Consider the following 26,654-nt stretch of genomic DNA (forward strand, 5'->3'; position numbering starts at 1 on the left):
GGCACATGACCCGCCCCGTCGCCACTGCCAGCGCAGTGGCGGCGGGCTCGGTCGTCCTGCTCGCAGTCGCCGTCGCGCAGGGCTGGCTCGGTCCGGACGTCGGGCGCGGCGCGAACTTCTGCGAGGCCGCGCGCGACGGGCTGGTCCGCCAGCCCGCCAACACCTTCTCCAACCTCGGCTTCGTGGTGGCCGGGCTCCTGGTCGCGCGCCGGGCCGGACGCCTGCCCGCCGACGCCGTGATGTCGCCGACCGTCGCCACCTTCTTCGTCTGCGTCGTCGTGCTCCTCGGGCCCGCGTCGGCGGCCATGCACGCCACGCAGAGCGAGTGGGGCGGCCACCTCGACATGCTGAGCATGTACCTCGTCGCCGGCTTCGCCGCGGCGTGGGCCTGGGTCCGCTGGGCCCGTCGTGGCACCACCGCCTTCGTGACGGCGTACGTCGCCTGCGTGGCCGCCTGCGAGCTCGTCGGGCTCTGGCCCGAGCCGGTCCCCGTCGTGCACTACTCCGGCAACCTCGCCTTCGGCCTGCTGCTCGTCGCGGCCGTGGCCTTGGAGACCGTGCTCTGGAGGCGCGGCGAGACCTCGATCGTCTTCCGCCACGGCGTCGTCGCCCTCGTCGCGATGCTCGTCGCCTTCACGATCTGGCTGCTCACCAACGCCGGCATGTGCGACCCGCACTCGCAGCTGCAGGGGCACGCCGTGTGGCACCTGCTGTGCGCGGTGTCGGCCTACTGGCTGTTCCGGATGTATGCCTCGGAAAGTCGTGCGGTGTCCACCCCGGCGAGGTTGACCAGACCCACCGTCGTGTAGGTAGATGGACCGGCTCCGGGTGACCGGACGCTCTCGGATCTCTCTCGGAAAGTGGTTCCCGCATGACCTCGCAGCCCCACACCTCCCGTCGCACCGTGCTCACCGGCGCGGCCGCCCTCGCCGCCGCCGGGTTCGTGGCCCAGCCGCTCCCGGCCCTCGCGAAGCCCGGCCGGCGCCAGACCCGGCTCACCGTCCTCGGGACGACCGACCTGCACGGCAACGTCTTCAACTGGGACTACTTCAAGAACGTCGAGTACGACGACTCCAAGCACAACGACATCGGGCTCGCCAAGGCCGCCACCCTGATCAAGGCGCACCGCGCGCAGCACCCCGACAACCTGATGCTCACGCTCGACGCCGGCGACACCATCCAGGGCACCCCGCTCGCCTACTACTACGCGCGCATCGACCCGATCACCGGCGGCTCGATCCACCCGATGGCCAACGCGATGAACCTCGTCGGCTACGACGCGGCCGCGCTCGGCAACCACGAGTTCAACTACGGCCTCGACACCCTGCGCACGTTCGAGTCCCAGCTCGACTTCCCGCTGCTCGGCGCCAACGCCGTCGACGCCGCCACCGGTCGTCCGGTGTTCCCGCCCTACATCATCAAGCGCTACAAGATGCGCGGCGGCCCCGACCTGAAGGTCGGCGTGCTCGGGCTCACCAACCCGGGCATCGCGATCTGGGACAGGGCCAACGTGGAGGGCAGGCTCGAGTTCCCCGGACTCGTCGAGCAGGCGAAGAAGTTCGTCCCCGAGCTGAGGAGGCGCGGGTGCGACGTGGTCGTCGTCAGCGCGCACAGCGGGACGGACGGCAGCTCGTCCTACGGCGACGCGCTGCCCTACGTCGAGAACGCGTCGACGCTGCTCGCCGAGCAGGTCCCCGGCATCGACGCGATCCTCGTCGGGCACGCCCACAAGGACCTCGTCGCGACGGCGACCAACGAGAAGACCGAGCGGGACGTCCTCCTCGTCGAGCCGCTCTACTGGGGCATGCGGGTCGCGGTCATGGACCTCGACCTCGAGCTGGACCGCGGTCGCTGGAAGGTCGTCGGATCGGCCGGCCAGCTGCTCGACTCCAGCACCGTGTCGGGCGACGCCGCCGTCCTGGCCGCCGTGCGCAAGCAGCACGACACGGTCGTGACCTACGTCAACTCGCCCATCGGCACCTCCACGACGGCGCTCTCCGCCTCACGCGCCGTCGTCGAGGACGTGCCGATCATCGACTTCGTGCAGTACGTCCAGGCCGACGCGGTCAAGGCCGGCCTCACCGGTGCCGACGCAGCGCTCCCGGTGCTGTCGATCGCGGCGCCCTTCAACCGCTCGGCGTCCTTCCCCGCGGGCCAGGTGTCGGTGCGCGACGTGGCCGGTCTATACATCTACGACAACACGCTGCTCGGGGTGAAGGTCACCGGCGCGCAGGTCAAGGACTACCTGGAGTACTCCGTCCGCTACTTCAAGCATGTCTCCGGCACCGGCCCGTTCACGATGGCCGACCTGACCAACGCCGGCACCCCCAGCATCCCTGACTACAACTTCGACTCGGTCGCCGGTCTCGACGCCCCCCTGACCTACGACATCGACGTCGCGCAGCCGGCCGGCTCACGCATCGTCGGGCTCGCCTACGACGGCGTGCCGGTCGCGGCGGGCCAGGAGTTCGCGATGGCGGTCAACAACTACCGGCAGTCCGGCGGCGGCGGCTTCCCGCACGTCAGCACGGCGCCGGTCGTCTACAACCGGCAGAACGAGATCCGCCAGCTGATCATCGACTGGGTGACCGAGCACGGGGTCATCGACCCGGCGCAGTTCGCCTCGGTCGACTGGCGCCTGGTCTCCGGCGGCCAGCCGATCACCGTCGGCTGACGCGGGCGGGTCTCGGGCTAGGCGTAGTCCTTCGCCACGAAGCGCCCGTCGGGCGTGACCGGGTTGTCCTCGTTGATCGCGACGACGTTCTCGCCGGGCTCGGGCAGCTTCTCGGGGCGGTGGTCGAGGTGGACCCCGGCGATCATGCAGCGCACCGACCCGCCGGCGAGCTCGATCGAGGGGATGTCGACGGCGACGATCTCGCACGACTCCTCGATCGCCGCTACCTGGTCGGGGCGCAGCGACGCCCTCGCCCGGGCCGACATCGCCATCACGTAGCGGCGCTTGCCCTCCGGCGTACGTCCGCAGAGCTCGACCGCGTTGCCGGCGAACTGGCGGATCTGCTCCTCGGTCAGCTCGACGATCGTGCGGCCGGTGACGGCGAGGCGCTCGCGCACCTGCTCGCGGCGGACCTCGTCGGGGATCATCTCGAGGGCGATCATCGCGACGTCGGTGCCGACGCACGCGATGACGTTGGTGTGGTAGACCGGCACGCCGTCGGAGTCGACCGCGTCGAAGGCCATCGGCTCGTAGTTGAAGTCGGTGCAGAAGCGCTCGAGCACGGCGACGTCGGCACGGTGGCTGCGCGCGGTGTAGGCCACCCGGGAGACGTGGTCGAGCACCATCGCGCCGGTCCCCTCGAGGAAGATGCCGTCGGGCTCGAGGCCGGAGTAGTCGACGATCGCCTGGACGCGGTACTCCGACTTGAGCATCTCCAGCACGTCGAGACGGCGCTCGTGGCGCCGGTTGGAGGCATACATCGGGTAGACCGCGACCGTGCCGCCGGCGTGGGTCGAGAGCCAGTTGTTGGGGAACACGCTGTCGGGGCGGGTGTGGTCGTCGTCGTCGAACACGTGGACGCGTACGCCGACCGCGCGGAGGGCCGCCGCGAGGGCGTCCATCTCGGCCAGCGCCTTGGCCGACGTCGCCTCGTCGGACTGGCCGTCCGGGGCGTCGGACTGGAACGCGTTGTCCGCGGCGGTCGCCGGATTGGGGACGAAGCTGGTCGCGCGGACGAGGATGACTGCGGAGGGGGCCTGTGCACTCACGGGAGGACGATAGCGAGTGCGTCGGCCACCAGCCCGGCCACCTCGGCAGGGTCCTTGTCGACGGCGGTGTCGTAGCAGGTCAGCTCGGTCACCACCCAGCCCGGCACCTCGGCGGACTGCCACAGGCCGCAGGGCACGACGCCGCGCTGCTCGGTGAAGGCGACGACCCGCTCGTTGACCTCGTCGACCGTGCCCTCGGCGTAGGCCAGGAAGGTCGCGATGTGCGGCACCTCGGGGAAGGTGCGGATGCCCTTCGCGTTGAGCTCGGCGGCGACGTCGATCGCCCACTGGCGATACTCGCCGAACCTCGTCAGGTGCTGGTCGAGCCCGATCAGCCCGCCCACCGCCGCGGTGGTCATCGAGAAGAGCGTGCCACCCATCCGCTGGCGCCACGATCGCAGCTCACCGGCAAGGTCCTCGGGGCAGGCCACGAGCGCGCCGCTCGAGCCGCCGAGACCCTTGTAGAGCGAGACGTAGATCGAGTCGAAGAGGTCGGCCGCCTCGGCGAGGGTCTTGTCCCAGTGGGGCACGGACTCCCAGATCCGGGCGCCGTCCGCGTGTAGCGGCACGCCGCGCTCGCGGGCGGCTCCGGACAGCTCGACCAGCTCGTCCCACGTCGGCAGCAGGCAGCCGGCGTCGCGCAGCGGCAGCTCGACCATTGCCGCACCGAGCCGGCCACCGACCTTGTCGAGCGCCTCCTTGGTGGGCGTCTCACGGCCGTGGGTGAGCGGCTCGAGCTCGAGGCCCATCACCCGGCGGGGTCCGTCCTGCTCGTAGAGGAGGAGGTGCGACAGGTCGGGCAGCGCGACGCGGCGCGAGCCGGAGCGGTCGCACCACGCCCGCAGCGTCGCCTGCTGCGCCATCACGCCGCTGGGGAACATCACGGCGGCGGGCTTGCCGAGCAGCTCGGCGACCCGGCCCTCGAGCTCCGCGACCGGCCCACGCTCGCCGTACCTGTCCCACTCGGTCCCGTGCTCCTCGGCGTGAGCCGCCAGGTCGCGGAACATCTCCGCCGGCGACGACTGCGGTCGCCAGAAGATCGTCTCCGCGCCCGCCATCGCCGCCCGGAAGCGGTCGTGGAGCTCGCTCATCGGACCGGCCCGGTCAGATCTGGCGCTTGAACCAGTACGTCGTCTCGACGCCCGCGATGACCTGCACCAGCTCCCAGCCGTGCTGGCCGAGGGAGGTCAGCAGGTCCTCCCAGGACTCGGTGTCGGCGACGAGCGCCTCCGGGTCGGCGTTGTAGCCGCCGACCTCCACGTTGCCCTGGTCGTCGACGGTGATCTCGAGGTGTGCCCATGCAGCCATGCCGCGATCCTGCCATGCCGCCACTCAGCCGAGCGCCCACTCCTCCCTGACGTGGCAGCGACCCGACTCCCACCACGCGAGCTGGAGCCGGTCGAGCACCACGTCGACGGGCACGACGTCGCGGAGCAGCTCGGCGGTCGACGCCAGGCTGACCGTGTCGGAGGCCGCGTCGACGGTGAGGTGCGGCTGCACGTCGTCGCCGAACTCGCCGGCGTACGGCCTGAAGCCGGGGAAGGCCGCGACCAGCCGCTGCGTGAGGGCCCGCAGTGGCTCGGCGGGCTCCGGGACGAGGTGGATGATCCCGTTGGGGAACTGGCCGAGGCGCTGGAGCCGCGTGCGGACGGCTGGTGTCGTCCTCGCGATGTCCGCCACGACGGCCAGGGTCGTCTCGGACGGATCAGGGTCGAACGGCCCGAGTGCCGTGATGTGCGCGTGCCCGAAGCGCGGGTCGGTCGACACGAAACCCGTGTCGTAGTGCGCCGTCCTCGCCTGCACCCAGTCCTCCAGCTCCGGGACCGGCAGCTGCAGGACGGAGTGACCGGGCACGGGCCAAGGATGCGTCATCCACGGGCGGTGACGTCGTACCGCGCCGCCAGCTCGGCGAACGCAGAGGTGAGCTCGGGCGGGCCGACCACCTCCATCGGGACGTCGAAGCGTCCGAACGACGCGGCGAGCGCCCGCCATGACCACGCTCCCGCCTCGAGGCTGGTGCGGTGCGCGTCGACGCGCCGGACCGTGCCGTCGCCGGCGAAGGGCAGGACGTCGCGGGCGGGCAGGTCGAGGATCACGGTCCCCCGGCACGGCCACTCGTTGACGTCGCGCCCCTTGAACCGTGCGGACACGAACTCGTGCACGTCACCTCCAGGCACCTCGCGCGGCGCGAAGCGAGGACCGGTGGGCGTGCGCGGGGTGACCCGGTCCACGCTGAAGAGACGCCAGTCGTCGCGGTCGAGGTCCCAGGCGAGGAGGTACCAGAGGCCCGACGAGGTCACGATGTGGTGTGGCTCCGCCCGTCGGGGCGGGTCGTCCGGCATCGGACCGGAGTCCGGGTCCCTGTCGCGCGCGGCGTAGTCGAAGCGCAGGACCTCGCGCGCACGGATCGTGCTGGCCAGCGAGACGAGGACGTCGGCGGCCACGAGGCCCGGCGTCCCGCTGCCGGCCCGTCCCGTGATCGCGGTGACCTCGAGGGCGTCGAGCCGGTGCCGCAAGCGCGACGGCATCACCTGCCGGATCGTCGCGAGCGCCCGGATCGCGCCCTCCTCGATCCCGACTCCCGCAGCCGGGGCGGTCTGCAGCGCTACCGCTACGGCGACCGTCTGGTCATCGTCGAACAGCAGCGGCGGCAGCTCGCTTCCCGCGCCGAGCCGGTAGCCGCCGTCCGGCCCCATGGTCGTCCGGATGCTGTAGCCCATCTCGCGGAGTCGCTCGATGTCGCGCCGCACCGTGCGGTCGGTCGTGCCGAGGCGCTCGGCGAGGACCGGGCCCGGCCAGTCGCGTCGCGCCTGCAGCAGCGACAGCAGCTCGAGCAACCGCAACGTGTTCGACATGTCTCGAGGCTAGTCGCAGTCCCGGACAGGAACGGTCCTACTCGGCTGCGACGGTGGGTCGTGCGAGGCCATCCGGGCCGCGCAGACCACGAGGAGCACGTCATGACCATCCAGACGACCATCCACCTCAACTTCCGCGGCGATGCGCGTGCTGCGCTCGAGAGCTATCAGTCCGTGTTCGGTGGGCACCTCGTCATCAACACCTACGCCGACTTCGGGATGCCCGCCGACGTGCCCGGCGCGGACCGCGTCGTCTTCGGCCTCGTCGCGTCCGACTCCGGCTTCCGTGTGATGGCGTACGACGTCCCCGGGGAGACCGGCGGCACGCTGGTCGGCGGGTCGTCGACCCGCCGCGACAACGGCACCACGCTCACCGACCAAGCGCTCTTCGTCTCGATCAGCGCCGACACCCTCGACGAGGCGCAGGGCTACTTCGACGCGCTCGCCGCCGACGGGACGGTCGTCGAGCCGCTCGCCGCGTCAGCGTGGAGCCCTGGGTTCGGCATGCTGACCGATCGCTTCGGCGTGACGTGGAGCGTCGGGGTCACCGCCGGCTGATCGCACGGCCCCCTAGGCTGGCGCCGCCATGGACCGCATAGCACCGCCCTCCCCCGACGTCCTCTCTCTCGCCCGTGCGCGACTCGTGGGTCTCGCCACGCCGCCCGGCGCACTCGGCCGGATCGGCGAGCTCGGCGTCTGGCTGGCGGCGGCCCAGGGTGCGGTGCCTCCCGAGCCGCTGACGGATGTACGCCTCGTGGTGCTCGCCGGCGACCACGGCGTGGCCGCGCACGGGGTGTCGGCCTACCCGGCCGCCGTCACCGAGGCGATGGTGCGCACGATCGTCGCCGGCCGCGCAGGTGTCTCGGCGCTGGCGCGCGAGCACGGCGTCTCGGTGACCGTCCTCGACGTGGCGGTCGACGCGGACCTCTCCGACCTCCCCGCTGCCGTGACCGCGCGGAAGGTCCGCCGCGGGTCGGGGGCGATCCACCTCGAGGACGCGCTCACCGCGGACGAGACCGCGCAGTCCGTGGCCCTCGGGGCGTCGGTCGCGGCCGAGCTGGTCGACGACGGCGCCCAGGTGCTGATGACCGGTGACCTCGGGATCGGCAACACCACTCCCGCCGCAGCCCTGGTTGCCGCGTCGCTGGGGCTGCCGGCCGACGAGGTGACCGGGCGCGGCACCGGCGTCGACGACGCGGGCTGGACCCGCAAGCGCGACGTGGTCGCGGCGGCGCTGGCGCGCGCCTCGGGCCGCGCCGCGGATCCGGTCGACCTGCTCACCGCGCTCGGCAGCGCCGACCTCGCCGGGACGGTCGGCCTCCTCGTCGAGGCGTCCCGCCGGGGCACGCCCGTCGTCCTCGACGGCCTGATGTCCGTCGCGTGCGCCGTGGTGGCCGAGGCCCTCGCGCCCGGCGCGTCCGCCTGGTGGGTCGCCGGGCACCGCTCGACCGAGCCCGCCCAGACCCACGCGCTCAAGTCCCTCGGCCTCGAACCGCTCCTCGACGTCGGCATGCGGCTCGGGGAGGGCTCCGGTGCAGTCGCCGCCCTTCCGCTTCTCCGCTCCGGTATCGCCGTGATGCGCGACGTCGCGCTGCTGTCCGAGATCCTCCCCGAGTGAGGCTGCCTCCGTGATCCTGCGCGACGCCTGGCTCCTCGCGACCGGCACCCTGACAGCCGTCCGCGTGCCGCCGCCGTCGCGCGTCGACCGCCCGGTGGCCGGCCTGGCGATGGTCCTCGCACCGGTGGCCGTCCTGCCACTCGCCGTCGTGGCTGCGATCCTCGCCCTCCTGGGCGACCGGTTCGGCCTCGCTCCGCTCGCGACGGCGTACGTCGTCCTGCTTGCCCTCGCGCTCGGCACGCGAGCCTTCCACTGGGACGGCCTCGCCGACACCGCCGACGGCCTGACCGCGTCCTACTCCCCCGAACGCTCGCTCGAGGTGATGCGCACCGGACCCGTCGGACCGGCCGGGGTGGTCGCGGTGGTCCTGGTCGCCGGCCTCCAGGCAGCGGCCCTCGCATCGGTGATCCGGCACGAGCACGGCTGGGTCGCCGTCGGCCTCCTCGTGTGCGCCTCCCGCGCCTGCCTGGCGATCGCCTGCGTCAGCGGCGTCCCCGCCGCCCGCGCCGACGGGCTCGGCGCGACCCACATCGGCTCGGTCCCGGACGTCGGCGCACTCCTCTCGCTCGCCCTCACGATCGTGCTCGTGGCGCTGGCCGGCTTCGTCCTCGGGTCGGTGTGGCCCCTGCTCGTCGGCCTGGCGCTGATGCTGGCGGCGGTCGTCGCGCTGGTCTTCCGCTGCGTACGCCGTCTGGGCGGGATCACGGGCGACGTCCTCGGCGCCGCGGTCGAGGTCTCGTTCGCGGTGCTCGTGCTGGCGGCCGCCACCAGCTAGCCGGTCGAGCGGCCGCGAGGAACACGGGCGTGCCGAGACCTCAGGCGTCGTACTCCGCATCGTGGGTCCGGGCGTCCGGCGCCTGCTCGTCCAGCGACTGCCGGTAGGCGACACACCCGCGCATGAAGCGTGGCCACGGTGGCACGGCGATGTCGGGGGCGGTCCGCTCGGGCAGCGTGTCCCAGAGGTCCGGGTGGTGCCAGCAGAGGTCGTGCCCGGAGGTGTCACGGTGGGCGCGCACCGCGGTGCGCAGCTTCACCACCTCCGCCACCAGCTGGTCGCGCGTCATCTCGTCGAGGTCGTCGTCCATCCCTCCAGTGTGCGCCCGTCGGACGGCCATCCGCCTCTGACAGGATCGGCACCATGCGGATCCTGGTCACCGGCGGCGTCCGGTCCGGCAAGTCCACCCACGCCGAGGCCCTCCTCGGCGACGAGCCCGCCACCTACGTGGCGCCCGGACCCACCCCGGACGCCGAGGCCGACCCCGACTGGGCTGCTCGCATCTCCGCCCACCTCGCCCGGCGTCCGGCGTCGTGGTCGACGCTCGAGACCCGCGACGTGGCGACGGCACTCCGGGACGCCGACCTGCCCGTCCTCGTCGACTGCCTCGGCACCTGGCTCACCGCGCTGGTCGACGATGCAGCCGCCTGGGAGCAGGACAGCGACACCGTCCACCAGATGGTGGTCGCCCGCACCGACGAGGTCGTCGAGGCGCTCCGCGCGTGCGACCACGACGTCGTGGTCGTCACCAACGAGGTCGGCCTCGGGATCGTCCCCGAGCACCGCTCCGGCCGGCTCTTCCGGGACCTCCTCGGCATCGTCAACCAGCGCGTCGGCGCCGCCTGCGACGAGGTGCACCTCGTCGTCGCCGGCCGCGTGCTCCGGCTCTGAGAGGACTCCTGCCGTGAAAGACCTGCGCCAGCACTGGGCCGAGGGCCGCCCGACCCACGGTCTGTGGAGCCTGCTCCCGGGAGCCGTGACCGCAGAGGTCCTCGCGCGGACCGGGGCCGACCACGTGGTCGTCGACCTCCAGCACGGTGCGGTCGGCGAGGCCGACCTGCCCGGCATCACCGCAGCGATCCGTGCGGCGGCCGCGGTGCCGCTGGTGCGCACCCGGAGCTCGTCCTTCCCGGACGTCGGCCGACCGCTCGACCTCGGCGCGCACGGGGTGATGTCCCCAACGTCCGCGACGCCGAGCACGCCCGCGAGGTGGTCGACTCGGCGAGGTACGCACCCGACGGCACTCGCTCGATCGGCAGGCTCGTGGGCAGCGCCGACGTCCCACTGGTGATCCTCATGGTGGAGATGGCGACCGCGCTCGACGACCTCGACGCCCTGCTCGCGGTCGACGGGCTCGACGGCATCTACGTCGGCCCCGGCGACCTGTCGCTGTCCCTCGGGCTGAGCGGCGACGAGCACCGCGGCGAGTTCCGCGAGGTCCTGTCGTCGATCATCGCCCGGGCGGTCGCCGCCGGGGTCCCGGTCGGCGTCCACGCCTACAGCGGCGAGGACGCCCGCGCGTACGCCGACGAGGGCGCCACGCTCGTCACCGTCGCGGTCGACACGGTCACGCTCGGCGACGCCATGTCCCGCCACCTCGACCTCGCTCGGGAGCGCGGGGGTTCCTAGCTTTGCGTTGGGAAGGCGGCCGACGCCCGATGCGCGCTCATCGCGGCCCACCTCGACACGTGTCCGGGATGTTGCCCTCGTTCCGACCGATCGAGGGCAACATCGCGGACACGTGTACGACGTTGGTGGCCGTAGCTCGGTGAACGCACCGCTCCGACATGTCGCCGGGTCAGCGGCGCACGAGCCGAGCGATCGTCAGCACGACCACCAGCCCGGGGAACACGCCCGCGAGCAGCAGCACGAGCCCGACGACCCAGAGTCCGGAGTCGTCCGACGACGAGGCGTACGCCGCCCACGGCACGGCGAAGCCGACGGTCGCCGCGGCTGCGAGGAGCACGACGCCCCTGCCGGCACGCGTGAGCGCGGCGACCGAGCCGGCGACCACGCACAGCCCGCAGCCGAGCACCTGCCACACGTCGTACGGCACGTCGTCCCAGCCGAACCAGACGAACCACATCGCGGCCGCGAAGACCGCGAGCGCCAGGGCCACGGGCAGCCGTGAGATCAGGGACTGCACGTCGGCTCCCGCCACTCGGAGATCTCCGAGGTGTCGAAGCGCGCCAGCATCGGCGTCATCGGTCGCCCCTTCTCCTGGTAGAGCCGCGACCCAGACTCGCTGACGACCCACAGGTGGTCGGGGCCGGTGAGCGCCATGCCCTCGGCGCCCGGCAGGAAGCCCCGGCTGATCCCGTCCGGCCCGACGAGCACCCCGCACGACGTGTTCGACCGCGCCAGCCAGAGGCCGGGACCGACGCCGCCCAGCTCGGCCCACAGCGCGCCCTGGGTGTCGGGCGGGATCCGGACCGCGTCGACGGCGTCCCCCTCGTCCAGCACGTACGCCGACGAGGCGAGCATCGCGTCGACGTCGAACCACCACAGCCGGGCGGGGTTGTCCGCCCGGAAGCGTCCCAGTCCCAGCCGGCCGTCCTTGCCGAACACGGCGAACGACCCGCGCACCGGGTCGGTGAGCGCCCAGCCACGTTTCGGCTCGAGGGTCTCGGGGTCGAGCAGCCACAGCCGCAGCGTCTCCGCGAGCCACACGCCGTGCTCGTCGACGACGACTCCCCCGCCGTGCCGGCACTCGGTCGGCTTCCGCGGCCCGACCCGGCCGACCACCGGGTACCTCGCCCTGATCAGCTCCCCGGACTTCAGGTCCATCGACTGCATCGTGCAGAGCCGCTGACCGGCGAGCTTGGTCCCGTCGAAGCTCGCGACGTAGGCCGTCCCGCCCGCGATCGTCATCCCCTGGGGCACCAGCCACTCGTCCGCGCCCGGCACCCAGCGGCCGGCGCACATCGCGTGGTCGTTGGAGAACGACGCGAGCTGGACCGCTCCGTAGGGCGGCCGATGCCCCATCACGTCGGCGTACCCCACGGGTCCGCAGCCCTTCAGCGGCACGGGGTCGGGCTCGTAGCGCGGGATCGTGCACCCGCTCGCGAGCAGCAGGGCCGCCGCCGCCGCGATCCTCCCGACCCCCGTCATGCGTGGCACGCTACCGGCGCGGCACGGCCAGCGCGGTCTCCCCGGCACGGCCGCGGAGGGTGACCGCTCCGTGCTCGACCCACCGCCCGGCCTCGTCGTGGTGTGCCGCCTCGACGCTGGCGAGGGAGACGAGGACCCGGCCGTCCTCCGACTTGGCGAGGTCGGTGAGCCGGGCAGCGGAGTTCACGGCGTCGCCGATGACGGTGTACTCGAAGCGCTCCTCGTGACCGACGTTGCCGGCGACCACCTCGCCAGTGGCCACCCCGATCCCGGCCGACAGCTCCGGGACGTCCTCGGCCAGCCGCTGGGCGATCGCGCGGGCGGCACCGAGGGCGTGGCCGGCGTGGTCCTCGACCGGGACCGGGGCGCCGAAGACCGCGAGCACGGCGTCGCCCATGAACTTGTTGACCAGCCCACCGCGTCGGTCCACCTCCTCGACGATGACGGCGAAGAACCGGTTGAGCAGCGCGACGACCTCGGCGGGCTCGTGCTCGGTGGCGTAGGTCGTGGAGCCCTCGAGGTCGACGAAGAGGACGCTGGCCTCGCGTGCCTCTCCCCCGAGCTCGACCTCCCCGGCCGTCTCCGCGGCACGCTGCGCCACCTCGCGACCGACGTGGCGTCCGAAGAGGTCGCGCAGCTGCTCGCGCTCGCGCAACCCGGTCGCCATCCGGTTGAAGCCGACCTGCAGCAGGCCGACCTCCGTGCCGTCGAAGACGACGACCTCCCGGTCGAGCCGGCCGCGCTCGACGTCGAGCAGCGCGTCGCGCACCGCGAGGACCGGGTCGACCACGGCGCCCGCCGACAGCACCGTGACGAGCAGGCCGAAGACGAGCACGACGGCACCCACGACGATGGTGGTGACACCGAGCCGGGTGACGGTGACGGTGTCGTCCACGAGAGCGACGACGCCGGCGACCATCAGGGCCACGACGGGCGCGGCCGTGCCGACGACCCAGAAGATGACCGAGCGCGCCTTGACCCCGACCAGGCTGGGTCGCCGGGTCAGGTCCGCCCCGGCCAGCGCACGCGCGGCCAGCGGTCGCAGTGCGAAGTCGGAGAGCAGGAAGGCGATGCCCGACACGACGATCGAGGCCGTGCCGACCGTCAGGCCGACGCCGAGTGCGCGCTCCGGCTGCAGGATCGCAGCCAGCAAGGTGAAGAGGACGGTGGCGGTGGCCCACAGCGCGAACTGCAGGACCGTCAGCCGCAGCGGGACCCGGAGCGTACGTCGTACGGTCCGCGCGTCCGGCGGCTCGTCGTCGTACTGCCAGCGCAGCGCGCGCAACGACGAGGCGGTGCCGATCCAGGTCCCGAGCAGGATCGCCACGCCGACGTAGATCGGGACGGCCACCGCCGTGGCGACCACCATCGAGCCGCTGGCTGGCGGGAGCGGCAGGACGACGGTGGCGATGACCACCACGACCCCGGCGCCGACGAGGTTCGTGACGACGAGCAGCGCGGTCAGGAGCAGCTGCACCCGGATGCGTACAGCGCGTGGCGACTGACCGGGGCGGCCGAGGACCCAGGAGCCGTACGGCGCGCGGGTCCGCCAGCGTCGAGCCATGGGCCGGAGCGTAGTGGCCCGTAGGGTCGGGCGCGTGGCTGACAACGTCCTGTGGATCATCACCGACGACCAGATGCGCTCGACGCTGAGGTCGATGGAGCAGACCTGGCGACGGCTGGCGACGAAGGGGGTGCGCTTCCGCAACGGCTACAGCGCGATGCCGCTGTGCGGTCCCGCGCGTGCGTCGATGCAGACCAGCCTCTACCCGCACAACCACGGGTGCGACACCAACATGACCCACCAGCCCTTCGTGGCGCAGGGCCTCGACCGCGACACGGCCGCGACCCGGATGAAGGGCGCGGGCTACGACACGGGCTACTTCGGCAAGTACATGAACGGCATCGGCCAGGACCCGACCTACGTCGCCCCGGGCTGGGACCGCTGGGTCACGCTGCTCGACGGCATGATCGACGACCCGCGGGTCAGCGTCGACGGGGAGGTCCGGAAGGTCGCGTCGCAACGGGCGTTCGACCGGTTCGCCGCCCAGCGGCTGCGCCGGTTCATCCGTCGCCACGAGGACACTCCCTGGTTCGCCGTCTTCTCGCCGACCGCCCCGCACGGGCCGTACACACCGAGCGCCGAGCACGCCGACGACTTCGACGGGGTGGAGTGGGATCCCGCGTCGTTCAACGAGGCGGACATGGCCGACAAGCCCACGTGGCTGCAGGACCTGCCTCCCCAGGACCGGCGCAAGATGCAGAAGATCTACGAGGGCAAGCTCGAGGAGCTGCAGGACGTCGACGACCAGGTCGGCCGCGTCCTCGACGTGCTCCGGACTACCGGCCAGCTGAGGCGGACCTGGATCTTCTTCGTCTCCGACAACGGCTACCTGCTGGGCGAGCACCGCCTGCTGAGCAAGAGCCAGCCCTACGAGGAGGCAGCGGGCGTCCCCTTCGTGGTGCGCGGTCCCGGTGTCGCGCCGGCGACCTCCGACGCGTTGGTCTCGCAGGTGGACCTGATGCCGACCACCCTCGACATCGCCGGCCTCGACCCTGACGCCGGTCGCGAGCTCGACGGACGCTCGCTGCTCGAGCCGTTGAGGACCGGCGACTGGTCGGACTGGCGACAGCGCCTGCTCGTCGAGAACACCCACCTCGACTGGGCGATGCTCCGCGAGGGCTCGATTGCCTACATCGAGCACCGCGACGCCGCGGGCGAGTGGGAGCTCTACGACCTCGACACCGACCCCCACCAGCTGGCAAGCATCGGGGACGCCGACGTGACGGCGTGGGCGCGGAAGACCGGCGAGCTCGTCGGCTCGCGGGGTCGTGCGCTGCGCAGGCTCGAGCGCTCGTGAGGATCGAGGATGCGCTGCGGCGCGCGCAGGAGGCAGCCGCGCCCGAGGTCGGCCGCGGCCAGCTGGCGACGTACATCCCGAGCCTGGCCAACGTCGACCCGCACCAGTTCGGGATGGCGATTGCGTCGTGCGACGGGGAGGTGCACGTCATCGGCGACGCGGACGTGTCGTTCTCGGTGCAGAGCATCAGCAAGGTCTTCACGCTCGCGCTGGTCATCGCCGCCGAGGGCGAGGCGATCTGGAAGCGCGTCGGCCGCGAGCCGTCGGGCAACCCGTTCAACTCCTTCCTCCAGCTCGACCAGGAGGCCGGGCGCCCGCGCAACCCGTTCATCAACGCCGGCGCCCTCGTCGTGACCGACCGGCTCCAGTCGCTCAGCGGGGACGCCAGCGGCACCCTGCGCGACCTGATGCGGCGCGAGAGCGGCCGCGCGTCCGTCGACAGCGATCCCGAGGTCGCGCGCTCGGAGCGCGAAGCGGGCCACCGCACGCTGGCCGTCGCGCACCTGCTCGCCAGCTACGGCAACCTCGAGTCGACGGTCGACGAGGTGATCGACGAGTACGTCGCCCAGTGCGCACTGTCGATGACGTGCCGCGAGCTCGCCCTCGCCGGGCTCTTCCTCGCCCGCGACGGCGTCCTCTCCGACGGCACCCCGCTGCTCAGCCCGCGCGAGACCAAGCGGGTCAACGCCGTGATGCTCACCTGCGGGACGTACGACTCCGCGGGCGAGTTCGCCTACCGCGTCGGCGTACCGGCCAAGTCCGGCGTCGGCGGCGGCATCCTCGCCGTCATCCCCGACCGCGGCGTCGCCTGCGTCTGGAGCCCCGCGCTCGGGCCGTCGGGCTCGTCGGCTGCCGGGCTCGCCGCGCTCGACGCGTTCACGACGTACTCCGACTGGACGGTGTTCTGACGCCTCGGCGTCTCAGACGAACGGCAGCAGCGCGTCGATCGAGTCCGTCGGCGTCCGCAACGCGACGCCGGTGCCGATGGCGGCGAGCTTCCAGTCGGTCCCGTCGCGGAACAGCTTGGCCATGACGAGCCCGGTGTTCTGGACCCCGAGGGTGATGGTGAAGCGGGCCAGCTCGGTGTCGGCGTCGTCGACGAGCCGGCAGTAGGCGTTGCGGATGTACTCGAGCGAGTGCCCCTGGTAGCTGCTGATCAGGAACAGGATCGAGTCGACCCTGGCGTAGACCTTGGTCAGGTCGACCGTGATCACCTCGTCATCGCCGTCGCCCTTGCCGGTGGTGTTGTCACCCAGGTGGACCACCGAGCCGTCGCGGGTGGCGAGGTTGTTGAAGAAGGCGAGGTCGAAGAGCTGGCCGCCCGCGAACTGCACGGCCGAGGCGTCGAGGTCGATCGGCGCCGCCCCGCTCCCGATGAAACCCGCCGTGGGCGCGTGGTCCCACCCGACACCCATCCGCACCATGCCCAGCGGCTTGTCGGCGTCGGCGGCGAGGGTCAGCTCCTGGCCCTCGGTCAGCTCGATCACGGTCGCTCCCCTCGCTGGACTGGTCGGTGTCGAAGGTACATCCCCGCCCCCGCAGTCCTCAGTGGTCGAGGTGCGAGGAGCGTCGGCGAACGCACCAATGTGAGTCGACCTCTATCCCGCCTGAGATCAACACGCTGTTCAGGTAGGCGCGCGCATGAACGCCCTCATCGCGGCAGATCCGGACGTCAGCTCGGTGGCGCTGTGCGGTTGCCTCGGTTCACCAGCCGCACCACAGCTACCGCACTGATTGCGGCAGATCCGGACGTTGGAGGCAGCGGGTAAGTGGCCTTCCGCACCACGGCCTCGCCCGGGAACTGTTGACCTGGGTGACCGCGTACCCGGCGCGGCTCGTTCGTCAGCCCCACCCCAGGCAGCGCAAACAGGTATACGCCGTCGCGTCGCAGCATGCTCCGTGCGGTCAGATGCGCTTCTCGCATCGCCGGATCGTCTCGCCCTGGCACACGTCGCGCCCCTTCTTACCGTTCACGTTGTCCCTGCCCGGGCCGCCGACGAGGCGGTCATCGCCGTAGTTCCCGGTGATGAAGTCGTTGCCAGGGCCGCCGTCGATCGTGGCCTCGTGGTCGGAGCACCGAGGCGGGGTCAAGGAGTCTGCGCCATAGCTCTTGCGCTGGTAGTCGACGTAGAGCAGGTCCCCGCCCTTCTTTCCCTTGATAGCCGTCCGGCACGCGGCGACCCTGATGTAGTCCGTGCGGCCGGTGCCGATGACGACGGCGCGCTTGGCGGTCACGGCGAGGCCACTGAAGTCGCTGACGCGGATCGAGTCCTCGACGCCCCCCTTGGTGGCCGTCACCCGAGAACGGCTCAGGTCGGCGCGCACCCGGTCGTGGCTCTTGAGGTCGAGGAGCAGTGTGTTGCGCCCGATGTCGCCCTTGATCCGCGTCGCCTTTCCGCCCAGGCTGTTCGACTCGTAGAGGTCGTTGCCGCTGCCGAGCGTGATGTCGCGGTCATACGTCCTCGGCGCGTCGACCTTGATGTGCTCAATGCGGTCGGTTCCGCGGAACGTGAACCGTCCGTGCTTGGCCGACGTGGTGAACCCGAGCCGGGCGAACCGGCCCGTCCAGGTGAGCGCGGTGTCGACCCCCGTCACCGTGCCGCTGGCGTCCATGGTGACGTCGCCGTTGGCGGATCGAACACTCAGGCTGCCGATGCCGTTGCTGGCCGCGGACACCGCGGCCGGGGCGGTGTGGATACCGCTCCACCTGACGTCGCCGAAGACGCCGAGGTCGATGACGTCGGCGTTCGGTTGGCCTGGCATGCCGGAGATGACGAGGCCACCGGTCCAGCTGAGGCGGATGACGTCGGCCTCGGTGTCGGTGCCATCGACGGTGCCCGCGTAGACCGTGTATCCGACGCGCTCGGAGGGGATGAACGTGTCGGCCCCCGCGCCGAGGACGGCGGGGACGAAAGTGGAGGTGCCCGTGGCGGAGTCGTAGCTGCTGCGTTCGCCGGTCGCGCACACGAGGTCGTCGCCGCCGAGCGCGTCGACTCGCGTCGCGTCGTTCGTGACGATGACGTCCGCGCCCTCCGTTCCGGTGACCTGGCCCCCGGGCGTCCCGACGATGGTCGCCGCCTGCCCCTCACATGTCTCGCCCGCAGCGGTGGCCGTGCCCATTGGCGCGAGCAGCGCCGCACCCAGGAGCGCGACGGCGGGCAGACTGATGGTCCTCATGGTTCCCCTTGATCGTGGACGAACCAGTATGACGAGGCGTCGACCCAGAAGGTTGTGACGACCTGCTGACGGGAGCGGGGTCCGTGCTACACCAGCAGGACGTAGGAGCCCAGCGCCACCAGCCAGGACATGAAGGACCCGAGCAGGAAGTACTCCGTCATCTCGTGGACGGTCGCCTGCTCCTGGCGGGAGGAGAGCTCGGGGAAGCGGAGCAACCCCTTGGCCGCGACGACGATCGAGGCCGCCGTCACCTGCCCGCCCATGGCGAGGGCGAGGATGAAGACGCGCTCGAGCGGGCCGAGGAGGCGGCCGCCCTTGAGCTTGGTCTCCGGCATCGCGCCGTCCTTGCCGGGGTTGATCGTGCCCGTCGACTTCAGCACCAGCCGGACGAGCACGTTGCCGGTGGAGAGCTGGAGACCGAAGGCGCCGAGCAGCAGGAGGAACCTGTCGGCGCTGAGTCCGTCGACGGCCGGCAACGACATCGAGCCGAGCCACCTGTCCAGCGGACCGTCGGCCGCGGGTGCGAGGCCGGAGCAGGCGACGCCCGCCGTGAGCGCGACGCCGAAGAGGGCCAGCGGCACCCACGCCGCGGTCTGCGCGGGATGACCGAATCCCCACGTCACCGCGAAGCCCCACGCCAGCACGACGACCGCGATCACCAGGAGCGCGACCACGTCGCGCCCGGAGGTCATGTCCGCGAGCATGCCGAGCACGAGCACGCTGAGCGCACCGATCATCTGCGGCAGCAGCTTGACCTTGCGCGCGGAGTGCACCAGGTCGGTGACCGCGAAGCCGATCAGCAGGATCCCGAGCCAGCTCATCGCATCACCCTCGTCACAGTCCTCTCACAGTCCTTGCACCATTTCGTCGACCGCCAGCACCACACCGATCCCGTCCGCCCGGATCCGCTGGGAGACCGCTGACGGGCTGATGCCCAGGTCGTCGGCGATCACCTGCTGCATCCGCCCCCTCAGCAGACCATCCAGTACCGACATCGACCGCTCCGACAGGCCGGAGACGATCTGGTCCCTCGCCATCAGCGCAGCGTTCACCAGCTCGGGTGACGGCCCCGGCTCCCCGTCCGCGGCGACGTACGCCGTCCGCACGGCGCGCAGCGGCGCCTTGCGTTCGTAGCCCTCGAGGACCTCCACCGCCGCCCGGGCGGCCCACCAGCCAGGACCGTCCTCCACGCGTGGCTCCTCGGCCAGCACGAGCACCCGACCCCAGCCGATGCCCTGGCGCACGTCGACGTGCGGCAGCAGCGCCAGCCGGATCCGCAGGGTTGCCGCGATCGCGTCGCCGAGCGTCGCGAAGATGCCCTGGAACTCGTCGCCCGTGCCGATCCGCAGCGGCACCGGCGGGGCGTACGCCTCGTTGACGGACGCCACCGCCTGCTCGAAGCGCGCGTGGATGGCCGGCCGGTCGACGCTGCGGCGCGAACCGACCAGGTCACCGATCACGGTGACTGAAGCATCGGTCTTCACTTCATCCATATGAAGAGCATAACTTATTTCAGATCAGATGAAGCGATGAGATTCATTCCCAGAACACCCGCTCGACCACCGCATGGGCCCGCCGCGTGGTGCGGAGGTAGTCGTTGACCATCTGGTCCGACGAGCCCTGCGGGTAGCCGAGCACCCGCGCCACGGCCGCCCGCTCCTGCGCGTCGCGCGGCAGCTGGTCGGCCGGCTTGCCCCGGACCAGCGTCACGGCGTTGCGCACCCGCGACACCAGCCGCCACGCCTCGGCGAGCGTGGCCGCATCGTCCGACGAGATCAACGACGCCTCGGCCGCGGCCTCCAGGGCGGGCAGCGTCTGCGGGGTCCGCAGCTCCTCGACCCGGCCGGCGTGCCGCATCTGGAGCAGCTGGACGGTCCACTCGACGTCGGCCAGTCCCCCGCGACCGAGCTTGAGGTGCGTCTGCCGGTCGGCCCCACGCGGCAGCCGCTCGTTGTCGACGCGCGCCTTGATCCGGCGTACCTCGATCACGTCGTCCTGCGAGATCCCCTCGACCGGAAAACGGAGAGGATCGATGAGCGAGGTGAACCGCGCCCGCAGGTCCGCGTCGCCGGCGATGGGATCGGCACGCAGGAGTGCCTGGAACTCCCACACGTGCGACCACTTCTCGTAGTACGCCGCGTAGGACTCGACCGTGCGCACCATCGGGCCGTTCTTGCCCTCCGGGCGCAGGTCGGGGTCGACCTCCAGCGGCGGGTCGCTCGCCGGCAGCGACAGCAGCCGCCGGACCTCCGCCACGACCGCCGTGGCGAAGGACGAGGCGACCTGCGGCTCCACGCCCTCGACCGGCTCGTGCACGAACATCACGTCGGCGTCGGAGCCGTAGGACAGCTCGAAGCCGCCGTAGCGACCCATCGCGATCACGGCGAGGCGTGCGGGGTCCGACTCCAGCCCGCGCTGCGTCCGGACGGCGTAGCACGCGATGTCGAGCGTCGCCTGCAGCGTCGCATCGGTCAGCCGGCTCAGCCCCTGCCCGACCAGCGCCACGTCGGTCCCGGCCACCAGCTCGCCGCACGCGATCCGCAGCAGCTCGCGACGGCGTACGCCCCGCACCGCCACGACCGCGGCCTCCGCCGTCTCGGCCCGCACGGTCAGCGCCTGCATCTCCGCCAGCGCGGCCTCGGCGCTCAGCGGGACGAGCGACTCCCCCAGCATCTTCACGCCCTGCGGCTCGCGCTCGAGCAGGTCGGTGGCATAGCGCGAGGTGCCAAGGACGTGGGCCAGCCGCTGGGCGACCTCCCCCTCGTCGCGCAGCATCGTGAGGTACCACGGTGTCCGGCCGAGGCTCTCGCTGATCCGGCGGAAGCCGAAGAGGCCCGCGTCGGGGTCGGGCGAGTCGGCGAACCACTCGAGGAGCACCGGCAGCAGCGTCCGCTGGATGTCGGAGGTGCGCGACACCCCGCTCGTCAGGACCTCGAGGTGCCGCAGCGCGGCCTTCGGGTCGAGGTAGCCCAGCGCGGCCAGGCGGGCCTCGGCCGCCTCGAGCGACAGCCGCGCCTCGGCACCGGGGAGCTTGGCCACGGCGCCGAGCAGCGGCCGGTAGAAGAGCTTCTCGTGGAGCCGACGGACCTCGCGGCGGTGGTACTTCCACTGCTTGTCGAGCTGGACGGCCGGCTCGGAGAAGAGCCCGAGCGACCGTCCGAGCCGGCGCAGCGACGCGTCGTCGGCGGGCAGCACGTGCGTACGCCGCAGCTGGTGCAGCTGGATCCGGTGCTCGAGGGTGCGGAGGAAGGAGTAGGCCTCGTGCAGCTTCTCGCCGTCCTCACGGCCGACGTAACCGCCGTCGATCAGCTCGGCCAGCGCGCTGAGCGTGGCCCCAGCGCGGAGCGTCCGGTCGGCGCGACCGTGCACGAGCTGGAGCAGCTGGACCGCGAACTCGACGTCGCGCAGGCCACCCGAGCCGAGCTTGATCTGGCGGTCGGCCTCCGCGGCCGGGATGTTGTCGACGACGCGGCGCCGCATCGCCTGCACGTCGCCGACGAAGCCGTCGCGCTCGGCGGCGCTCCACACCAGCGGCTCGACCATCTCGACGTACGCGCGACCGAGCGCGAGGTCGCCGGCCACCGGGCGTGCCTTGAGCAGCGCCTGGAACTCCCAGGTCTTGGCCCACTTCTCGTAGTAGCCCTGATGGCTGCCGAGGGTCCGGGTCAGCGGTCCCTGGCTGCCCTCGGGCCGCAGGTTGGCGTCGACCGGCCAGATCGTGCCCTCGCGGGTGTGGTCGGAGCAGATCCGCATCAGGTGTGACGCGAGCTGGGTCGCAGCGCGCAGCGCGGTGCCCTCGTCGGCTCCGTCGACGGCCTCGTGCACGAAGATCACGTCGACGTCGGAGACGTAGTTGAGCTCGTGCCCACCGCACTTGCCCATCGCGATCACCGCCAGCCGGACGGAGTCGTACGACTCCACGCGGGCGCGCGCGATGGCCAGTGCCGCCTCCAGGGTGGCGGCGGCGAGGTCGGAGATCTCGGCGGCGGCGTCGTCGACGCCGACGTGGTGGGCGAGGTCGCGGGCGGCGAGGCGGAGCAGGATCCGGCGGTACTCCACCCGTAGCGCGTCCACCGCCTCGGCGTCGGCCATCTCGGAGACGGGTACGTCCGCGCGCGCGTCCGCGCCGACCGCGGTCAGCATCGACTCCCGGACGGCGTACGCCGCCGCGCGGGTGCTGCCGAGCGTCGGGTCGGTGAGCTCGCGCCAGTGCCCGGGGTGTCGCACGAGGTGCTGGGTCAGCGCGGCGCTCGCCCCGAGCACGGTGCACAACCGCATGGCCGTGCCCTCGTCGTCGGCGAGCGCGGCGAGCATCGTGGCGCCGTCCGCCTCGGACTGGGCGTCGACCAGCCGCAGCAGCCCCTCCAGCGCCGCGTCCGGGTCGGCGGTGACGGCCAGCTTGGCGGTCAGCGGCTTCGCGGCGGCACCGAGCCGCTCGATGCCCTGCTTGGCCGCCGGCCCGTCGACGAAGCCGATCCGTACGAAGTCCCCGCTGGTCGTGGTCATCGCTCGTCCCTCGCGATCTCCGCGAACCGCTGGACCAGCGGCCGCCAGTGCGACTCGAGCGACTGCTCGGCGTCCTTGATCTCCGCGAGCACGACGTGCTCGTCGAGGCCCAGCGCGACGAGGTCGTCGCGGTCCTCGGCCGCCCAGCCTGTGACGACGTCGGTGTCGACCTCGGGGTGCGCCTGGACGCCCCACGCGAGTCGCGCGAAGCGAGCCACCTGCACCTCACCGCCGGGTGTCCGGGCGAGGACCACCCCGTCGTCCGGGAGCGTCGCGACGATGTCGTTGTTCCAGTGGATCGCCGCCTCGCCGCCGGCGTGGGCACCGAAGAGCAGGTCGGCGGCGTCCGCGCTCCAGCCCACCGGCTGGAGCCCGACGGTCTGGCCACGCGGGTTCTTCACGACCTCGCCACCGAGCGCGACCGCCAGCACCTGGTGGCCCAGGCAGATCCCGAGCACCGGCACCGAGGCGGCGACCGCGTCGCGCAGCAGGGCCTTGAGCGCGGGCAGCCACGGCGCCCGGTCGTCGTCGTACGCCCCCATGTCGCCGCCCATCACCAGCACGGCGTCGTACGCCGTCACGGCGGGGAACGCGTCACCGGCGTAGGGCCGGCACACCGACAGCGTGCAGCCGGCCTCCTCCAGCCAGCGGCCGACGAGGTGCGGCGGGCACGACGCCTGGTGCTCGACGACGAGGATCCGGGCGCTCACGAGTGGGCTCAGAGAACCGGGAGCATCCGGTCGCGCTCGTAGGCGGAGACCTGGGTGCGGTACTCCTCCCACTCCGAGCGCTTGTTGCGCAGGAAGAAGTCGAAGACGTGCTCGCCCAGGGCCTCGGCGAGCAGCTCGGACTCCTCTGCCACGCCGATGGCGTCGTGCAGGCTCTTGGGCAACGGTGAGATGCCGAGCGACTTGCGCTCGCGCTCGGTCAGCGACCAGACGTCGTCCTCGGCCTCGCGGGGCAGCTCGTAGCCCTCCTCGATGCCCTTCATGCCGGCCGCGAGCGTCACGGCGAAGGCGAGGTAGGGGTTGCACGCGGCGTCGATCGTGCGCAGCTCGATGCGGGTCGACTGACCCTTGTTGGGCTTGTACATCGGCACGCGCACCATGGCCGAGCGGTTGTTGTGGCCCCAGCAGATCGAGGAGGGCGCCTCGCCGCCGCCGAGCAGCCGCTTGTAGGAGTTGACCCACTGGTTGGTGACGACGCTGATCTCGCTGGCGTGGCGCAGGATGCCGGCGATGAACTGGCGCCCGGTCTTCGACAGCTGGTACTCCGCACCGGCCTCGAAGAACGCGTTGCGGTCGCCCTCGAAGAGCGACACGTGCGTGTGCATGCCCGAGCCGGGGTGCGTGGTGAACGGCTTGGGCATGAAGGACGCCCAGATCCCCTGGCCGAGCGCGACCTCACGGATGACCGTGCGGAAGGTCATGATGTTGTCGGCGGTGGTCAGCGCGTCGGCGTAGCGCAGGTCGATCTCCTGCTGGCCCGGACCGCCCTCGTGGTGGCTGAACTCCACCGAGATGCCCATCGCCTCGAGCATCGTGATCGCCTCGCGCCGGAAGTCGGCGCCGCGCGACTGCGCGGTGTGGTCGAAGAACCCGCTGCGGTCCACCGGCACCGGCTCGTCGCCCTTCCCGGGCACGTCCTTGAACAGGTAGAACTCGATCTCGGGGTGGGTGTAGAAGGTGAAGCCCTTGTCGGCCGCCGCGCTCAGCGTGCGCTTGAGGACGTGGCGCGGATCGGCGTAGGACGGGCTGCCGTCGGGCATCACGATGTCGCAGAACATGCGGGCCGTGGCCGGGCCGCCGTCGTCGCCCGTGCGCCACGGCAGGAGCTGGAACGTCGACGCGTCGGGGTGGGCGAGCATGTCGGACTCGTAGACCCGGGCGAAGCCCTCGATGGCCGAGCCGTCGAACCCGATGCCCTCGTCGAAGGCGTTCTCGAGCTCGGCCGGCGCGACGCTCACGCTCTTGAGGAAGCCGAGGACGTCGGTGAACCAGAGCCGGACGAACCGGACGTCACGCTCCTCGAGCGCGCGGAGTACGAAGTCCTCTTGCTTGCCCATGGCACCAGCCTAGGGGCAAGCAAGAGGCCTTCCCGGACACCGCTCGCTCAGTGGCAGATGTTGACGTCCTGCGAGCCCAGGACGCCGTCCCAGACCTCGCGCATCGGCCTGAGCCAGCTCTGCGTGGTGGGCACGAAGGCGATGCTCCCGTCGACCATCTTCCTCACACCGCGGACCCGGACCTTCTCCACGACGATCGGCACGGTGACCTCGCGACTGCGCACGCCCTCCCAGCAGGCCGAGGCCTTCGTCTTGGTGATCGCCTCGTCGAGGGTGATCTCGTCGCCGACGTGCATGCCGTTGTAGCGCCACGCCAGGGTCGTGCGGTAGCCAGTGTGGCCCTCCCACGGCGCCTCGATCGCGACGGACATGCCGGCCGTGCGCCGGGTCGGGACGCGGAAGGTGACCGCGCCGCCCTCCACCTCCTTCACCCTGCTGTTCCAGAAGTCGACCTTGCCGGCGTCAGCCTGGGGGTACGTGCCGAGCGCGCTCGAGAGCTGGACCTCGCAGCCCTCGCAGTCGTCGACGGTGAAGGTGAGGGCCGTACGCGGCTGGGCACTGCGCTCGGTCGAGGCGGAGGTCGGCGCGGCGGCGGACGCGCTCGGGACGAGCAGTCCGGCGAGGAGCGCGGCAAGGGCGGTGGTGCGGATCAACATGGTTCTCTGCTTCTCTGTGAGGTGGGTGTCGATGACAAGGACGCCATCCCCCTCACGCAGGTTGCAACGGACTTTTAGTCGCCCAGCGTGTTCCGCTCGAGCTCGGCGAGCGTCGGCCGACCGCGGTTGCAGAACACCTCGAGGTCGACCGAGTTCTGGCCGTCGCTGAAGACCGCGTCCACGTCGTCGTCGGGCCCCTTCTCCCAGCTGACGATCCGCCAGCCGTTGGCCTCGTCGGGGCGTACGCCGACGCCGTAGGCCCACGTGTCGCGGCACTCCACGTCGAAGGCCCCCCACTCGCCGGCGATCTCGTCACGGACGGCCGGGCCGTCGGGCGACGGGACCGACGTGCGGTCCGTGTCGGTGTCGCGGATGACCTCGGCGCCGACCGGGCCGCGGTCACGGATCGTCGCGCCGACCGTGGACACCGCGAGCACGCCGACCAGCACGGCCACGGCCGTGGTCGCGGCCCACAGGCCCACATAGATCATCCGACGCCTCACCGGACCATCGTGCCGCGTCTCGGCTCAGCGTGAGGTCAGGAGGTGGTTAAGGGATGGATAAGGCGGGCAGCGGCGGCTGGTGCGGGCGGTACGGTCACCGCGTGGCCGAGGTGCTGATCATCGAGGACGACGACCGGATCCGGCCGTTGCTGGTGCGTGGCCTGCGCGACTGCGGCCACACGGTCACCTCCGCGCCGACCGGGATGAGCGGCCTCCAGCTCGCCGTCGACTCCTCCCCCGACCTCGTCGTGCTCGACCTCGGCCTGCCCGACGTCGACGGCACCCAGGTCCTGTCGATGCTGCGCGCGGTCAGCGCGGTGCCGGTGATCATCGCCAGCGCCCGCGCGGACGACCCGTCGCTCGTCGGCGCGCTCGACGCCGGTGCCGACGACTACGTCGTGAAGCCCTTCACCAGCGCCCAGCTCGACGCCCGGGTGCGTGCGGTGCTCCGGCGTACGGCCGCCGGGCGCGAGCGACCCTCCACCCTCACCGTCGGCGGGCTGTCGGTCGACCTGACCGGTCGGCGGGTGCACCTCGACGGCGCCGAGGTCGAGCTGACGCCGCGCGAGTTCGACCTGCTCGCCCACCTGGCCGAGCGCCCGGGCGAGGTGGTCACCAAGCGCGACCTGCTCGTCGAGGTGTGGCGCCAGCCGTGGGGCGGCTCGGACAAGACCGTCGACGTGCACCTGTCGTGGCTGCGCCGCAAGCTCGGCGAGACGGCGGCCGAGCCGCGCTACCTGACCACGGTGCGCGGCGTCGGCGTACGCCTCACCGCACCGCCCGACGCCCGCCGGGGCACCTGAC

Annotated in this window: 29 protein-coding genes; 11 read left to right on the top strand and 18 right to left on the bottom strand. The window is 71.9% G+C overall.

What is annotated here, in order from left to right; all coding sequences use genetic code 11:
• Positions 1 to 5: 5 nt before the first annotated feature.
• Together JI751_RS12535 and JI751_RS12540 are read left to right on the top strand one after the other, a co-directional pair.
• On the top strand, positions 6 to 809 hold the full coding sequence (locus JI751_RS12535) for a ceramidase domain-containing protein (RefSeq protein WP_201936715.1): 804 nt from the start codon (positions 6 to 8) through the stop codon (positions 807 to 809).
• A 62-nt stretch (positions 810 to 871) separates the two neighbouring features.
• Positions 872 to 2,674, top strand: a complete 1,803-nt coding sequence (locus JI751_RS12540; protein WP_201936717.1) for a bifunctional metallophosphatase/5'-nucleotidase — start codon at positions 872 to 874, stop codon at positions 2,672 to 2,674.
• 17 nt (positions 2,675 to 2,691) lie between these two features.
• Here JI751_RS12540 and ctlX read toward each other — a convergent pair whose 3' ends face one another.
• Genes ctlX through JI751_RS12565 form a run of 5 tightly spaced genes read right to left on the bottom strand, consistent with a single transcriptional unit; the run spans position 2,692 to position 6,578 of the window.
• A complete protein-coding gene (gene ctlX, locus JI751_RS12545; RefSeq protein WP_201936723.1) occupies positions 2,692 to 3,723 on the bottom strand; it encodes a citrulline utilization hydrolase CtlX in 1,032 nt (343 codons plus the stop codon).
• Positions 3,720 to 4,814 carry a threonine aldolase family protein gene (locus JI751_RS12550; protein ID WP_201936725.1) on the bottom strand — a complete coding sequence of 365 codons (1,095 nt, stop codon included), beginning with the start codon at positions 4,812 to 4,814 and terminating at the stop codon, positions 3,720 to 3,722. The genes ctlX and JI751_RS12550 overlap by 4 nt, the downstream gene beginning before the upstream one ends.
• A gap of 13 nt (positions 4,815 to 4,827) precedes the next feature.
• Positions 4,828 to 5,031, bottom strand: coding sequence for a hypothetical protein (locus JI751_RS12555; RefSeq protein ID WP_201936726.1), 204 nt, complete (start codon positions 5,029 to 5,031; stop codon positions 4,828 to 4,830).
• Positions 5,032 to 5,055: 24 nt separating this feature from the next.
• Positions 5,056 to 5,577: a 2'-5' RNA ligase family protein gene (locus JI751_RS12560; protein WP_307814163.1), complete on the bottom strand. Its 522-nt coding sequence runs from the start codon at positions 5,575 to 5,577 to the stop codon at positions 5,056 to 5,058.
• A gap of 14 nt (positions 5,578 to 5,591) precedes the next feature.
• Positions 5,592 to 6,578: a helix-turn-helix transcriptional regulator gene (locus JI751_RS12565; protein WP_201936730.1), complete on the bottom strand. Its 987-nt coding sequence runs from the start codon at positions 6,576 to 6,578 to the stop codon at positions 5,592 to 5,594.
• A gap of 102 nt (positions 6,579 to 6,680) precedes the next feature.
• On the opposite strand from JI751_RS12565, the gene JI751_RS12570 reads away from it, so the two are divergent.
• Genes JI751_RS12570 through JI751_RS12580 form a run of 3 tightly spaced genes read left to right on the top strand, consistent with a single transcriptional unit; the run spans position 6,681 to position 8,971 of the window.
• Entirely contained in the window at positions 6,681 to 7,136 is a 456-nt protein-coding gene (locus tag JI751_RS12570; RefSeq protein ID WP_201936732.1) for a VOC family protein, read from the top strand.
• A gap of 28 nt (positions 7,137 to 7,164) precedes the next feature.
• On the top strand, positions 7,165 to 8,196 hold the full coding sequence (cobT, locus tag JI751_RS12575; RefSeq protein ID WP_201936734.1) for a nicotinate-nucleotide--dimethylbenzimidazole phosphoribosyltransferase: 1,032 nt from the start codon (positions 7,165 to 7,167) through the stop codon (positions 8,194 to 8,196).
• Positions 8,197 to 8,206: 10 nt separating this feature from the next.
• Positions 8,207 to 8,971: an adenosylcobinamide-GDP ribazoletransferase gene (locus JI751_RS12580; RefSeq protein WP_307814165.1), complete on the top strand. Its 765-nt coding sequence runs from the start codon at positions 8,207 to 8,209 to the stop codon at positions 8,969 to 8,971.
• 40 nt (positions 8,972 to 9,011) lie between these two features.
• Here the strand turns inward: JI751_RS12580 and JI751_RS12585 are convergent, their stop codons facing one another.
• Entirely contained in the window at positions 9,012 to 9,281 is a 270-nt protein-coding gene (locus tag JI751_RS12585) for a hypothetical protein (protein WP_201936737.1), read from the bottom strand.
• 53 nt (positions 9,282 to 9,334) lie between these two features.
• Between JI751_RS12585 and JI751_RS12590 the strand changes: the two genes are divergently transcribed.
• From JI751_RS12590 to JI751_RS21855, 3 genes are read left to right on the top strand one after another with little or no spacing between them, the layout of a single operon-like run.
• Entirely contained in the window at positions 9,335 to 9,862 is a 528-nt protein-coding gene (locus tag JI751_RS12590; RefSeq protein WP_201936739.1) for a bifunctional adenosylcobinamide kinase/adenosylcobinamide-phosphate guanylyltransferase, read from the top strand.
• Positions 9,863 to 9,875: 13 nt separating this feature from the next.
• Complete coding sequence (locus JI751_RS21850) at positions 9,876 to 10,262, top strand: HpcH/HpaI aldolase family protein (protein WP_201936741.1); 387 nt, start codon at positions 9,876 to 9,878, stop codon at positions 10,260 to 10,262.
• On the top strand, positions 10,181 to 10,600 hold the full coding sequence (locus tag JI751_RS21855) for an aldolase/citrate lyase family protein (protein WP_201936744.1): 420 nt from the start codon (positions 10,181 to 10,183) through the stop codon (positions 10,598 to 10,600). Before JI751_RS21850 ends, JI751_RS21855 begins: the two co-directional genes overlap by 82 nt.
• Before the next feature lie 169 nt (positions 10,601 to 10,769).
• On the opposite strand, the gene JI751_RS12605 is transcribed toward JI751_RS21855, so the two are convergent.
• Genes JI751_RS12605 through JI751_RS12615 form a run of 3 tightly spaced genes read right to left on the bottom strand, consistent with a single transcriptional unit; the run spans position 10,770 to position 13,646 of the window.
• On the bottom strand, positions 10,770 to 11,117 hold the full coding sequence (locus JI751_RS12605; protein ID WP_201936747.1) for a hypothetical protein: 348 nt from the start codon (positions 11,115 to 11,117) through the stop codon (positions 10,770 to 10,772).
• The gene (locus JI751_RS12610; protein ID WP_201936750.1) at positions 11,105 to 12,082 is read right to left on the bottom strand and encodes a hypothetical protein; all 978 of its coding nucleotides are present in this window, start codon (positions 12,080 to 12,082) and stop codon (positions 11,105 to 11,107) included. Before JI751_RS12610 ends, JI751_RS12605 begins: the two co-directional genes overlap by 13 nt.
• 10 nt (positions 12,083 to 12,092) lie before the next feature.
• Positions 12,093 to 13,646, bottom strand: coding sequence for an adenylate/guanylate cyclase domain-containing protein (locus tag JI751_RS12615; RefSeq protein ID WP_201936752.1), 1,554 nt, complete (start codon positions 13,644 to 13,646; stop codon positions 12,093 to 12,095).
• Between the two features lie 34 nt (positions 13,647 to 13,680).
• On the opposite strand from JI751_RS12615, the gene JI751_RS12620 reads away from it, so the two are divergent.
• Both JI751_RS12620 and JI751_RS12625 read left to right on the top strand, forming a co-directional pair.
• Complete coding sequence (locus JI751_RS12620; protein WP_201936754.1) at positions 13,681 to 14,943, top strand: sulfatase family protein; 1,263 nt, start codon at positions 13,681 to 13,683, stop codon at positions 14,941 to 14,943.
• A complete protein-coding gene (locus JI751_RS12625; RefSeq protein WP_201936756.1) occupies positions 14,940 to 15,851 on the top strand; it encodes a glutaminase in 912 nt (303 codons plus the stop codon). Before JI751_RS12620 ends, JI751_RS12625 begins: the two co-directional genes overlap by 4 nt.
• A 12-nt stretch (positions 15,852 to 15,863) precedes the next feature.
• Here JI751_RS12625 and JI751_RS12630 read toward each other — a convergent pair whose 3' ends face one another.
• The 9 genes from JI751_RS12630 to JI751_RS12670 form a co-directional block, all read right to left on the bottom strand.
• The gene (locus JI751_RS12630; RefSeq protein ID WP_201936759.1) at positions 15,864 to 16,430 is read right to left on the bottom strand and encodes a TerD family protein; all 567 of its coding nucleotides are present in this window, start codon (positions 16,428 to 16,430) and stop codon (positions 15,864 to 15,866) included.
• Between the two features lie 418 nt (positions 16,431 to 16,848).
• On the bottom strand, positions 16,849 to 18,120 hold the full coding sequence (locus JI751_RS12635) for a hypothetical protein (RefSeq protein ID WP_201936761.1): 1,272 nt from the start codon (positions 18,118 to 18,120) through the stop codon (positions 16,849 to 16,851).
• 86 nt (positions 18,121 to 18,206) lie between these two features.
• Positions 18,207 to 18,941, bottom strand: a complete 735-nt coding sequence (locus tag JI751_RS12640) for a hypothetical protein (protein WP_201936764.1) — start codon at positions 18,939 to 18,941, stop codon at positions 18,207 to 18,209.
• Positions 18,942 to 18,965: 24 nt separating this feature from the next.
• Positions 18,966 to 19,613: a SatD family protein gene (locus JI751_RS12645; RefSeq protein ID WP_201936766.1), complete on the bottom strand. Its 648-nt coding sequence runs from the start codon at positions 19,611 to 19,613 to the stop codon at positions 18,966 to 18,968.
• A gap of 43 nt (positions 19,614 to 19,656) precedes the next feature.
• Positions 19,657 to 22,626, bottom strand: a complete 2,970-nt coding sequence (locus JI751_RS12650; RefSeq protein ID WP_201936768.1) for a bifunctional [glutamine synthetase] adenylyltransferase/[glutamine synthetase]-adenylyl-L-tyrosine phosphorylase — start codon at positions 22,624 to 22,626, stop codon at positions 19,657 to 19,659.
• Positions 22,623 to 23,336, bottom strand: coding sequence for a type 1 glutamine amidotransferase (locus tag JI751_RS12655; protein ID WP_201936770.1), 714 nt, complete (start codon positions 23,334 to 23,336; stop codon positions 22,623 to 22,625). Before JI751_RS12655 ends, JI751_RS12650 begins: the two co-directional genes overlap by 4 nt.
• 8 nt (positions 23,337 to 23,344) lie before the next feature.
• Positions 23,345 to 24,691 (bottom strand): glutamine synthetase family protein, encoded by a 1,347-nt coding sequence (locus tag JI751_RS12660; protein ID WP_201936772.1) that lies wholly within the window; start codon positions 24,689 to 24,691, stop codon positions 23,345 to 23,347.
• A 47-nt stretch (positions 24,692 to 24,738) separates the two neighbouring features.
• Complete coding sequence (locus JI751_RS12665) at positions 24,739 to 25,347, bottom strand: hypothetical protein (RefSeq protein WP_201936774.1); 609 nt, start codon at positions 25,345 to 25,347, stop codon at positions 24,739 to 24,741.
• 74 nt (positions 25,348 to 25,421) lie between these two features.
• Entirely contained in the window at positions 25,422 to 25,850 is a 429-nt protein-coding gene (locus JI751_RS12670; RefSeq protein ID WP_201936776.1) for a hypothetical protein, read from the bottom strand.
• 101 nt (positions 25,851 to 25,951) lie between these two features.
• Here JI751_RS12670 and JI751_RS12675 point away from each other — a divergent pair, with 101 nt between their 5' ends.
• Positions 25,952 to 26,653, top strand: coding sequence for a response regulator transcription factor (locus JI751_RS12675; protein WP_201936779.1), 702 nt, complete (start codon positions 25,952 to 25,954; stop codon positions 26,651 to 26,653).
• Position 26,654: the final 1 nt, after the last annotated feature.

Source organism: Nocardioides baculatus (genome assembly GCF_016735675.1).
In the GTDB taxonomy this organism is placed as follows: domain Bacteria; phylum Actinomycetota; class Actinomycetes; order Propionibacteriales; family Nocardioidaceae; genus Nocardioides; species Nocardioides baculatus.

Bases quoted from the DNA above. Each gene is read 5' to 3' on its own strand.
- JI751_RS12615 (WP_201936752.1), bottom strand. From the start codon at position 13,646: ATGGCTCGACGCTGGCGGACCCGCGCGCCGTACGGCTCCTGGGTCCTC.
- JI751_RS12550 (WP_201936725.1), bottom strand. From the start codon at position 4,814: ATGAGCGAGCTCCACGACCGCTTCCGGGCGGCGATGGCGGGCGCGGAG.
- JI751_RS12635 (WP_201936761.1), bottom strand. From the start codon at position 18,120: ATGAGGACCATCAGTCTGCCCGCCGTCGCGCTCCTGGGTGCGGCGCTG.
- JI751_RS12570 (WP_201936732.1), top strand. From the start codon at position 6,681: ATGACCATCCAGACGACCATCCACCTCAACTTCCGCGGCGATGCGCGT.
- JI751_RS12645 (WP_201936766.1), bottom strand. From the start codon at position 19,613: ATGGATGAAGTGAAGACCGATGCTTCAGTCACCGTGATCGGTGACCTG.
- cobT (WP_201936734.1), top strand. From the start codon at position 7,165: ATGGACCGCATAGCACCGCCCTCCCCCGACGTCCTCTCTCTCGCCCGT.
- JI751_RS12565 (WP_201936730.1), bottom strand. From the start codon at position 6,578: ATGTCGAACACGTTGCGGTTGCTCGAGCTGCTGTCGCTGCTGCAGGCG.
- JI751_RS12590 (WP_201936739.1), top strand. From the start codon at position 9,335: ATGCGGATCCTGGTCACCGGCGGCGTCCGGTCCGGCAAGTCCACCCAC.
- JI751_RS12610 (WP_201936750.1), bottom strand. From the start codon at position 12,082: ATGACGGGGGTCGGGAGGATCGCGGCGGCGGCGGCCCTGCTGCTCGCG.
- JI751_RS12665 (WP_201936774.1), bottom strand. From the start codon at position 25,347: ATGTTGATCCGCACCACCGCCCTTGCCGCGCTCCTCGCCGGACTGCTC.
- JI751_RS12540 (WP_201936717.1), top strand. From the start codon at position 872: ATGACCTCGCAGCCCCACACCTCCCGTCGCACCGTGCTCACCGGCGCG.
- JI751_RS12640 (WP_201936764.1), bottom strand. From the start codon at position 18,941: ATGAGCTGGCTCGGGATCCTGCTGATCGGCTTCGCGGTCACCGACCTG.
- JI751_RS12585 (WP_201936737.1), bottom strand. From the start codon at position 9,281: ATGGACGACGACCTCGACGAGATGACGCGCGACCAGCTGGTGGCGGAG.
- JI751_RS12535 (WP_201936715.1), top strand. From the start codon at position 6: ATGACCCGCCCCGTCGCCACTGCCAGCGCAGTGGCGGCGGGCTCGGTC.
- JI751_RS12660 (WP_201936772.1), bottom strand. From the start codon at position 24,691: ATGGGCAAGCAAGAGGACTTCGTACTCCGCGCGCTCGAGGAGCGTGAC.
- JI751_RS12650 (WP_201936768.1), bottom strand. From the start codon at position 22,626: ATGACCACGACCAGCGGGGACTTCGTACGGATCGGCTTCGTCGACGGG.
- JI751_RS12555 (WP_201936726.1), bottom strand. From the start codon at position 5,031: ATGGCTGCATGGGCACACCTCGAGATCACCGTCGACGACCAGGGCAAC.